Here is a 9795-nt window from a genome sequence, read left to right as displayed (position 1 = left end):
ACGCGACCGTTGGCGTGGGCCAGGTACAGCACTGGCGCCAGCACCTTCTCGCCGTTGACCTCGACCTGCTCCATCCAGACGATGTCGTGGGTCAGGGCGGCGACCTGCTCGGCGCTGAGCGACACGCCCACGCTCAGCGACAGCTTGTCATTGCTGGCGATGGCGTTGTCCATCAGGTAGCGGAACAGCGTCTCGTCGCTGGCCGGTGCGCCAGTATTGGCCGGAACGCCCTGCACCCGCGGGTGCTCTGCGCCGCGGGCAGTGTCATGCCGGTGGAGACGGTGCTGGCGACGGTCGGGAGGGCCTGCTGAAGCGTCGGCGCGGCCACCGACGTCATTGCCGGGAGGCTGGTGTCGCGCGCAACGATGGTCTCGGTGGAGGGCTGGGCAACGTGATCGGCGTGCTCGGCCCAGGCTGTGCAGTGGACCAGTGCAACCCGTCGGCGGCCCCTCCTACCTGGCTCGACGTGCCTTGGCGGGCGACCACTTCACCGCTGCGGCTGGGCAGTTTACCCGGCCCTTGGGCCTGATCGATGGCGGCCACGCGCACGCGCGACACTTGAAGCAATCGACGGAGCTCTGCGGGCGAAACCAATCTTTGAATTTATTAAGCCAAATTGAATCAACGGCAATAACTTTCATCTCACTTTTTCGGCACGACACGTTCGAAGCCTTTAGCTTCCCAACCCTTTGAATTACATCGCCACGCTCTATTCTTGCGCCTATAAGCGAACTGATCCGACCAAATACACAATTGGCATCCTAGATAAATTTAGCCCCCCCACAAGTTCCGCCCCTCTAAAGCCCAGACAAACCCAACACAACCACAAATTAAAAATCAGTCGCTGCGCTTTTTTAACCTCTGCCACCTTTGACTTCACCCATATCCCTAAAGCGACTGGAACCCCGCAAGACAATCCAACAAGAATAGACTTATGAATATCCTCCCAACCAAATACCCAATAATCAAACTTATAATAACCAATAATCGACCCTACAAGGTGCCCCAACACCCCAACTCCAAGAAAAAACAATACAGAATACACCAACAACATAGCCATCAACAAAAACCCAACTCTTTCCAGCTTCACTTTTTATCTCCTACAGAACTGAGCTTGGTTACAGCACGTAGAGGCATACCCTTCACCGTTTCTCCTCTTTATCTCTGGAGGCTTTACGTTCTTTATGGTCTTTCAGCCGAGCCAGCCCCCATATGCCCACCGTAGCAAACACCGTGTAGATTAAAGCCCCTGGAACCAGCCGGAAAATTTCCGACCATTCAAGCATCCAACTGCCTATCTTAAAAAAAATTATTACCGTCCCTAGAACAACCCCCATAACACTCACTAACATAAATATTAAAAAACAATAAGCAAACAGCAACAGAAAAGCTTGAAAACTTGATTTTGGCTTAATCATTTGCCCTCTCCCAAAGATCCCACTTTTCCTCCAGCGACTTCTGAAGTAACAGAACCAGATATATTACCTATAATATCCGCAGAAGATCCTGCGTATGGCTTCAGCTGGCCAGACACCACCTGCCCAGTTCTGAAACCCACTACCCCGCCTAAAATTGCTCCCAGAAGTGAATACGTCGGATCTTCACCCTTGATCAAACTTCCTAAATAAGAGCCACCCGCCCCAGCACCGAGAGTGAACCCTAACCCCCTGCCTTGAGTGGCCCCGCCAACAGTAGCAGCAATTGATGCGTCCACGTAACTAAACGGCTTATCGGTGGATAACTGATCACCGATATTCGCTCCGCCGGCTGCTGGGCGCCACAAACACACCTAATGTGCCAGGAGCGTAAACCCAACCGGCGACATAATCATGACCTGGTTCCTGATGCCCATAGCTTCTTGATAGGGGCTGTCTGAAATGTGTCTGCTCGAAAGCCAGACAAGGCGAAACGGGGCGAGAAACGGCCGAGGCTGCGCCCGACTGTACTGGAATACGTGAACGTGCCGAGCCCATTTCAACATAGCATGAGTGAGCCCAGATACATTCAGACAGAGCTTAGATATCATTTGTTTTATTTTGATGATCAAGTTTATTCAAAAGCGCCTTTCTTTTGTTATCTTTACGCTGAGCCCTGCTATTCTCTCTCATTTCCTCTACTGAAAATCCTATGCGCCCCCCCATTTCCTGATATAGCAGGCAAGCAGCCTCTCCCTCAGCAACATATTCAACCAAAAAGGGCGTAGGAGGGGCATCTTTATTGCGAACTCCAGATTTTAAAAAGCTCACATATTCGCTCAGCACATCAGTGGCTTGTGCCACCGTCATAATGACTTGAAGTCCATCGCTGTACTCACACTCCAAATACAGGTGGCCTTCAGCGTATCCCATATGGTGCGCATTTCCAAACCCCAAGTATTCGGCATGCCCTTGAAGCCCACATGCACTCAAACGATCGATCAATGCTTGAGCACTGGCCGTACCACTCACATCATCACTCAACCAACCAACAATTTCGCGCACCCCTACAGGTATTTGCTCGATGCGCGCTCGCTCGCCATGTTCAGACGCGCCCAGATCATAAAATCCAAATATCGACCAATGAGGATATACGATACCTAAATTCATATTTTTCTATCCTTTCCATACACAGGCCACGCTGTGGCCCCCGTACCATCCGGCTTACCGTAGTATCCCTCTATTCTCACGCCACTAGGTGAAATCCCTCGCCACCGTTCAGTACCAGCTATAGGAGATGAATTCCTGAATGCACCCTCGATCTCTATCTGAACTTGCCGCTTGCTCCACTGCTCAGGGAAAAATGTTGTCTCTGCTTTCTTCGGGGCCCAGCTATTCGTCAGAGGATCGCGTATAGAGACATACCCTTTTGAAACACCAAATTCATCAACTTGACCAGTGATTCGAGTCACATTGACATCAGGAGACCTTAAATAATGACCACCCGTCCCAACCCTCTCACCACTCCTCAACGTATTTACTCCACCGTCGAGGATATGATCAAAGCGTATAAACGCCGTTGCGTATAACGTCTCTGTCTGTTGCCGCACCAGCTCCAGTGGGGTAGGCGACGGTTTGAAATCTTCTAGGTATTTTCCGGTATTTGGTGAAACTGCAAGAGCTGGGTCATTCCTGATAACGCCCGGGTTTCCTGGTCGTGTGGAGGCAGCGTCGCCGATTGCAACCGCCCCACCCTTTACAGCGGGAATCCCCAGTGTAGCCATCCCAAGCAGGCCGGCCACCATATTACCAGCGGCATTCCATCCATCACCATCAACCGCTTGCTTGGCACCCTGCGTAAACTGCAGCGCTCCATTGGTCGCCGCCACAGCCCTGATCGTGCTGCCGATAGAGCCGGTCAGGAAGTAGATCGCAGGATCACCCAGGTTGGCCAAACCTTGCTGCTGTTCGCCAATGCGAAGGCTGGACTTGGCATCCAGGTAGGTCTGCTCGTCGACGCTACGGTCCCGGGTCCAGGCCAGGTTTTCAACCAGTCCCATTTGGCTGCGCTGAGCATCTGCCCACGCGAGCTTGTCCTGGCTGCTACCAGCGTAGGGATAGCCATAGCCCAAGGTCTGCTCACCACTGAGCAAACCGGCGACACTTGCCTGGACGGTTGCCAGGCTATGGCTGAGACCCAAGCCATTTTGGGCATCCAGTTTCCTGACGGCATCCAGTCTCTCAAAGGCATAAACCTGCAGGTATGCCGCGAGCTCGACCTTCTCATCCTGGCTAAGCAATGAGGGATCGCGCTTGTAGAGTTGCAACAGCTTGTCGCTACGCTGATCCGCGCCTTCGAGGTTGACCAGATCACGCGCGGCGTCCATTCCGCCGTCTTTGCGATAATTGTCCCTTGCCTCGTCTCGCTGCTTGGCCGAATGGTCCCCAAGGAAGTTGTATTGCGTGCCGTTTTTGGCGACCCATGCTGACTTCGCTGCCCACCGCCTTTGGCTGCGCTGAGCATCTGTCCACGCGAGCTTGTCCTGGCTGCTACCTGCATAGGGATAGCCATAGCCCAAGGTCTGCTCACCACTGAGCAAACCGGCGACACTTGCCTGGACGGTTGCCAGGCTATGGCTGAGACCCAAGCCATTTTGGGCATCCAGTTTCCTGACGGCATCCAGTCTCTCAAAGGCATAAACCTGCAGGTATGCCGCGAGCTCGACCTTCTCATCCTGGCTAAGCAATGAGGGATCGCGCTTGTAGACTTGCAACAGCTTGTCGCTACGCTGTGTGGTTGATTGGTTACACAGCAAGACAGAACAAAGAGCAAAACTAAAAATATATTGAGTCTCACCGCCCCTTCCGTCTTTCGTAAATACTCAAAAACCCACGAAACCGTCAGTCAGAAAAACCAGAAAACAGGGATAGATTGATTTTTCCTTGACCTGCATGACTACCTGATTCCTTCGACCCCATAGTGACCAAAATTAGAGTAGCAAAACTAGACCCACCCAACGTTTAGCCCCTTTCATGCTTTTCATGCCCAAGATCAATAGTAAATCAGCTGGTCATTTGCCTCTTAAATGGCATAATCTTACGAATCATTGACGACAACCTCACCCATTTGATTTAGCGAGAACAGTCCACATGCAACCAGTCATACAACACCCTTGGGATATAACCCCAAGCGAGGCTATCGATCTACAGACACGACTATCTAAACTTGTAGTCAAGCAAGATCAGCTTGGGCCTATTTCTAGTATCGCAGGCATTGATGTCGCCTACCACAAAGAAAACGATACACTCATAGCCTCTATTGTTGTGGTTGACGCAGAAAGCCTGGAAATCATCGAAGAGCATGCATGGTCGGGTACGACTGCGTTTCCCTATGTGCCTGGTCTTTTTTCGTTTAGAGAACTGCCTTCTATCGTAAAGCTCTTATCAACTATAACCCACCGACCTGACCTGATCATCTGCGACGGGCAAGGTATAGCTCACCCTCGTCGGTTTGGCTTGGCATCGCATTTGGGGGTACTTTATGACATACCCACTATTGGATGCGGAAAAAGTCGCTTCATTGGTGAATACGCACCTCCGCTTAATGAAAGGGGATGCCAATCAGGCCTGTTCGACGGCGACGAACTAATCGGGGCCGCGCTCAAGACTCAAAAAAATGTAAAACCCGTGTTCGTTTCAATCGGCCACCGAATCTCCCTTGAAACTGCCTGTCACTGGGTATTGAATGCAACACGCCACTATCGACTACCAGAAACGACCCGGCTTGCAGATCGATATGGAAGGCAATTCTACGAACAGAACAAACACCCCATCACCCCTCCAAACTAACCTTCCGATTATTTAAATATACGTCACATTCGGGACGAAGTACCTGAAACTGGACGCACCCTTCACGCCACCAGTCAACGCAATCCTTAGCAGCCACAACTTTCAATACACTCAACTGCTGATAATTTTTCAAACACTGCAAAATTTCCGGTGTACCATTGACACCATCCAGCTCTAACTCTCTGATACAGCGCTCATTGCCCCCCATAAAAATGTAATCAACCACGGCCTTGTCAATACCATCTCCAATGAGTGAAACCCGGGCTGCATACTTAAGAGAGGAGAGCTCCGCTTTATCACGCAACACAGGAAACCTTATGCACCCGATCACTTGCGGTAGCTTAGAAAAATAGTCACCCAACAGAGTCAACCGCGTCAGACCTTCCAATGAAAATTTCAAGGAAAACATGAAAATATTATTCTGGTGAACCGTCATAGCTTCCAGCCCACCGCCTTCGAACCACTCATAACTCTGTGGAACATCCTCCCCGATCTCGACAGTTCGCAACTGTCCATCTGGGAAATATGTTACTTCCTCTATCACCCAGCCATATTCATACAAGCGCTCGCTGACACATACATTTCCACTAAACTCATAGGAAAATCCATTGTAGACACTATCTCCCCAATAAAACTGCTCCCCCGTATAGTCTCGCTCCATTTCGATACCATTACGCACCTCCCCAATAATAAACTCGCTGCGGTAGACATCAACATAGCGGCCATCTTCATACATACCTCCTCCAACCACATGACCATTCGAGAATTCCAACGCCCCCCCGGTGTAGGGTACGCCCCGAAAAGTCCACAATCCGCCCTGGTTGCTTATCGCATTTCTTTTGATAATCATCAGTGCTTCCTTCCGGTAATCACATCGGCATCCTTCAGTACACCGCTACAGTTCGAGCACGCCTCGAATTTATCCCCCTGACCCTGCTTCGGTGCCAGCTTGTAGGTGGCCACTTTCACATCATCAATTGATACCTTGGGGTACCGAGTAAGCGCGCTATTCACCGCTCTGACCTCGGCATGCAGCCCAGGAATACCATTCTGGACATCAAATCTCTTTCCATTGCTGACAAGGTTTTCAATCATCCCTTTAACCTGAGGTGTCAGCGGCGTTCCTGTGTCAGCATACAGCTGCTCTACCTTTCGCATGAACGCCCCCTGATCGACCACTGTGAAATACTCTTTGGCCTCGCCAAACCGCTCTATCCCAGGGAATTTCGGCACCTTCGCACTTATATTGGTGAACGCCTCGCTCACATAATCCCGCCCCGGTACACCTGCCCTCGACAACGCGACACCGGCAGTATCTCCTGCTTTAATCAGCGCTTCAGCTTCTGAACCGACCTTTTGGAAGAGCAGACGGTCAAACTCAGCACTGTTCAGCGGGTCAAGATGGCCAAACTCCCCATCTATCCATGCGCCCTTGCCCGCACCACCAGCAGTACCCTTCCCTGCCGACGCGCCCCCAGCATCAACCAGCCCCTCCTTCCCAGCCGCTCCTCCCACCTCAGCCATGGCCGCACTAATGCGCTTGGCCAGCAACGCGCGCATTACAGCAGGCACGCCCGTCATCGCCAACGCGATATCCAGATCCACCGTCACATCCTGCACACCACCTGTGGCGATGACTGAGATGCGCTCCGCGAGATCCTTCATTTCAGCCGGGCTACTCGATACCTGCCCAATCTCACGCATGTAGATTGCGGCATTCTTCTCGCCAAACTGCCGCTTCCATGCCTCGGGCACCATATCAACATCGCCCGCCCAGCTGTTGCCCGATGCCTGCGTCCATTTCGAATCGGTATTGAACAATCCGTGATCCTGGAATTGCTTTCCAGTGGACTGGAACGCCTTGACCTCATCCCCATCGGCCGTGATGGGGCTTCCATCTTTCCAGGTCAGGACAATGTCCTGGGCCGCTAATCTGGAGATGCTCTGTTGGGCGATTTTCAGACTTTCAACAAAATGCTGCCCTTCAGGTTTTGTTGGGTCATACATTTTCAGAAGCAGCAACAGCCGCTTGCTCTCCGTCTCATCCACCTGAGCGTTGGCGGCTACCAACAACAAGTCTTCCCAAGACAGATCCGTCCCTGGTTTACCCAGCCGCTTCTGCAGCTCCGCAGCCTCGGTCGTGAGGGCCTTTTTCTCGGCGTCATGCAAGAGACGGTTGTAGGAAGTCGCACTGCCCGCAACCCAGGATCCAGTTTGAAGATCCTTGGCGTCCCCCCCGGCCGCGGCAGCGGTCAGAACACCGATGAGCTGCGAGTTCATCACCAACAGCCGATTCTTGTCCTCTTTCGGGATCTTGGTGTACTGATCAGCCAGTAGCCCCACCACAGCTTCGTTCACACCCGCTGACAGCGCACCCATTCTGAAGTCTCCACCGGAGGCTTCCGCTGCAAGACCACCCATGAGGGCATGCAAAGCAACCTTGGGGATTCCGCCGTCCTTCAGGTCAAGCTTGTTCTCTGCACTGATGTCGCCAACCCACTTGAAGCCTGCCGCCGCAAATGTGTTAACCAAGCTATTACGCAGTGCCTCGCTGAATGAGCTGTTACCGCCGAGTGCTCGATCCAACACAGCAGATGTCCCGTTCTGCAGCATCTGGTTGCCAGCAAACCGGCCAATTCCCCCTACGCTGGATAGCCCGCCTGGTGGCAGAACCGTCGTGGTATTGACCACCGTTCCGGTCGCACCGCCAGCGCCAGCAACGTCAGTCTTCGTTCCTGTCCAGCCCTCGAACAACCCTGTTGTCAATCCGGCGGTGATGCCCGACACCACATACCCACGCAGCGCATCCTTGGAGGTCACGTCCTTGAGTACCAGGCTCAGGTTGCCCTTGTTGTTGATGGTGCTGATGGCGGCATTGCTGGTCATCCCCATCGCACCTGCGGTTACTGCGGCGTTGGCCCAGCCAATACCCTGCAACGATGCACCGGTCCCAGCTGCCCACATGCCTCCGGCCGAGGTAGCCACCGAAGAAGCGCCGGCGGTCGAGGCTCCGCTGGCCACCAATCCACTAGCCGCACCGGCGGTGAAATAGGCGATCAGGATCGCGATAACCATCTGCGCGCCTGCGCCTAGCCCTGAATGGCTGTACTTGAAGGAGTCATGCACCTCCTTCACTTGCCGCCAATCCACATCTCCGCGCTTTTCGACCTCCTTCAACCACGCCAACTGCGGATCAGCCGCCACCATGGCATCGATGCTCTGGCTGATAGTGGCCTGATCGATATGCTTGACGTCGACCTTCAAGCCATCTACCGCCTTGATCAGCACGTCACCGTTGGCCGTCAACTGGCTCTGGCGCACGGTCTCGTCGGTGTTGCCCTTGCCCTTCATGCTGGTCCAGGCCAGATCACCCTTGCTCTTCTCGTGACTCTCCTGATGCAGGTCCTTGACCGCCTCGAACGTCACCGCGCCGCCACTATCGATGGTCAGGTCAGCCCCCGAGGCGAGCTTCGCCCCCTGGTACAACTGATCGCCGCCGCTCTTGAGCGTCAGATCACCACCGCTGCTGACTTCGCTGCCCACCGCCTTGACGTCGGTGACTTCGTCGCGCTGGGTCTGCTTGCTGCCCCAGCCGCCTTTCTTGCTCATGTCGTACAGCGAGTACTGGCTGTCGTTGGCCGCCAACAGTTCCAGCTTGTCACCCGCCACCAGGTAGGCTTCCTCGCCGGCGCTGACTTTGCTCGCCACCAGGCGCAGGTCACGTCCGGCGTCGATGGCCAGGTCGCCACCGGCCTTCACCACGGCAGACTGCTGCTCGACGTCATCCTCCTGCCGCTCGTACTTGGTCTTGCCCTTCTTGCCCTTGGCGTAGCTGTGCTCCTCGTTCGCCGCAGCAGCCAGGGTCACGTCGCGGCCGGCCTGCAGGGCCAGGTCGCGGCGTGCCTCGACTTCGCTGGCGACGATGCTCAGGTCCTGGCCGGCCGTGGCGGTGAGGTTGCCGCCTGCGCTGATCTCGCTGCCGTACTGGGTGATGCTGGTGTCGTGGCCGCTGACACGGCGGCGTTGATACTCGTGGCTGTCGACGCCTTCCTGGCTGACGATGGACAGGTCGCGACCGGCATCCAGCCTGATATCGCCACCCGCCTTGAGCACCCCGCCCACGTTGCCGATATCCCGCCCCGCGGTGATGGTCAGGTCGTTCGCCGCCTCGATGCGTGCTGCAGTGTCGACCAGGTCCTTGGTCACATGCTCGCCACCGGCCCGGCCTTCCAGGCGGGTGACGCTGCGTTCGTTGATCACATCGCCGGTCAGCGCGGTCAGGCTCACTTCACGACCGGCGATGATCCCGCCCTGGGCGTTGCGGATCGAGTCGGTGGCGAGCATGTCCAGGCGCCCGCCCGCTTCGATCAGCCCGCTGTTGCTGATGTTGGTGGCGCTGGCGGCGAGGTTGTTGGTGGCACGCAGGGTGCCGACGTTGACCAGGTCGCCGCCGCTGATCAGGTTGACGTCACGGCCTTGAATCAGCGCGCCGTTGGGGGCGACGCGACCGTTGGCGTGGGCCAGGTACAGC

Annotated in this window: 8 protein-coding genes; 1 reads left to right on the top strand and 7 read right to left on the bottom strand. The window is 54.7% G+C overall.

Annotation, left to right across the window (positions count from 1 at the left end; genetic code table 11):
- The 5 genes from HU729_RS23890 to HU729_RS25675 form a co-directional block, all read right to left on the bottom strand.
- The coding region (locus HU729_RS23890; protein ID WP_186711739.1) for a hypothetical protein at positions 1-236 on the bottom strand (236 nt) is incomplete at its 3' end.
- Between the two features lie 485 nt (positions 237-721).
- Positions 722-1090, bottom strand: coding sequence for a hypothetical protein (locus HU729_RS23885; protein ID WP_186711738.1), 369 nt, complete (start codon positions 1088-1090; stop codon positions 722-724).
- 52 nt (positions 1091-1142) lie between these two features.
- Positions 1143-1418 (bottom strand): hypothetical protein, encoded by a 276-nt coding sequence (locus HU729_RS23880; protein ID WP_186711737.1) that lies wholly within the window; start codon positions 1416-1418, stop codon positions 1143-1145.
- A gap of 597 nt (positions 1419-2015) precedes the next feature.
- Positions 2016-2585, bottom strand: coding sequence for a hypothetical protein (locus HU729_RS23875; protein ID WP_186711736.1), 570 nt, complete (start codon positions 2583-2585; stop codon positions 2016-2018).
- A complete protein-coding gene (locus HU729_RS25675) occupies positions 2582-4189 on the bottom strand; it encodes an EndoU domain-containing protein (RefSeq protein ID WP_202883566.1) in 1608 nt (535 codons plus the stop codon). Before HU729_RS25675 ends, HU729_RS23875 begins: the two co-directional genes overlap by 4 nt.
- Before the next feature lie 376 nt (positions 4190-4565).
- On the opposite strand from HU729_RS25675, the gene nfi reads away from it, so the two are divergent.
- Positions 4566-5264 carry a deoxyribonuclease V gene (gene nfi, locus HU729_RS23865; RefSeq protein ID WP_186711735.1) on the top strand — a complete coding sequence of 233 codons (699 nt, stop codon included), beginning with the start codon at positions 4566-4568 and terminating at the stop codon, positions 5262-5264.
- On the opposite strand, the gene HU729_RS23860 is transcribed toward nfi, so the two are convergent.
- Positions 5248-6114, bottom strand: a complete 867-nt coding sequence (locus HU729_RS23860) for a hypothetical protein (RefSeq protein ID WP_186711734.1) — start codon at positions 6112-6114, stop codon at positions 5248-5250. The two genes, nfi and HU729_RS23860, sit on opposite strands and share 17 nt — an antisense overlap.
- The coding region (locus tag HU729_RS23855) for a DUF637 domain-containing protein (protein WP_186711733.1) at positions 6114-9795 on the bottom strand (3682 nt) is incomplete at its 5' end. The genes HU729_RS23855 and HU729_RS23860, both read right to left, overlap by 1 nt.

Source organism: Pseudomonas sp. RW10S2 (assembly GCF_014268985.1).
GTDB classification, from domain to species: Bacteria; Pseudomonadota; Gammaproteobacteria; order Pseudomonadales; family Pseudomonadaceae; genus Aquipseudomonas; species Aquipseudomonas wayambapalatensis.
Note: the sequence above shows the minus strand (reverse complement) of the source record. Positions and strands in the feature narration are given on the sequence as shown.

Bases quoted from the DNA above. Each gene is read 5' to 3' on its own strand.
- HU729_RS23860 (WP_186711734.1), bottom strand. From the start codon at position 6,114: ATGATTATCAAAAGAAATGCGATAAGCAACCAGGGCGGATTGTGGACT.
- HU729_RS23880 (WP_186711737.1), bottom strand. From the start codon at position 1,418: ATGATTAAGCCAAAATCAAGTTTTCAAGCTTTTCTGTTGCTGTTTGCT.
- nfi (WP_186711735.1), top strand. From the start codon at position 4,566: ATGCAACCAGTCATACAACACCCTTGGGATATAACCCCAAGCGAGGCT.
- HU729_RS23875 (WP_186711736.1), bottom strand. From the start codon at position 2,585: ATGAATTTAGGTATCGTATATCCTCATTGGTCGATATTTGGATTTTAT.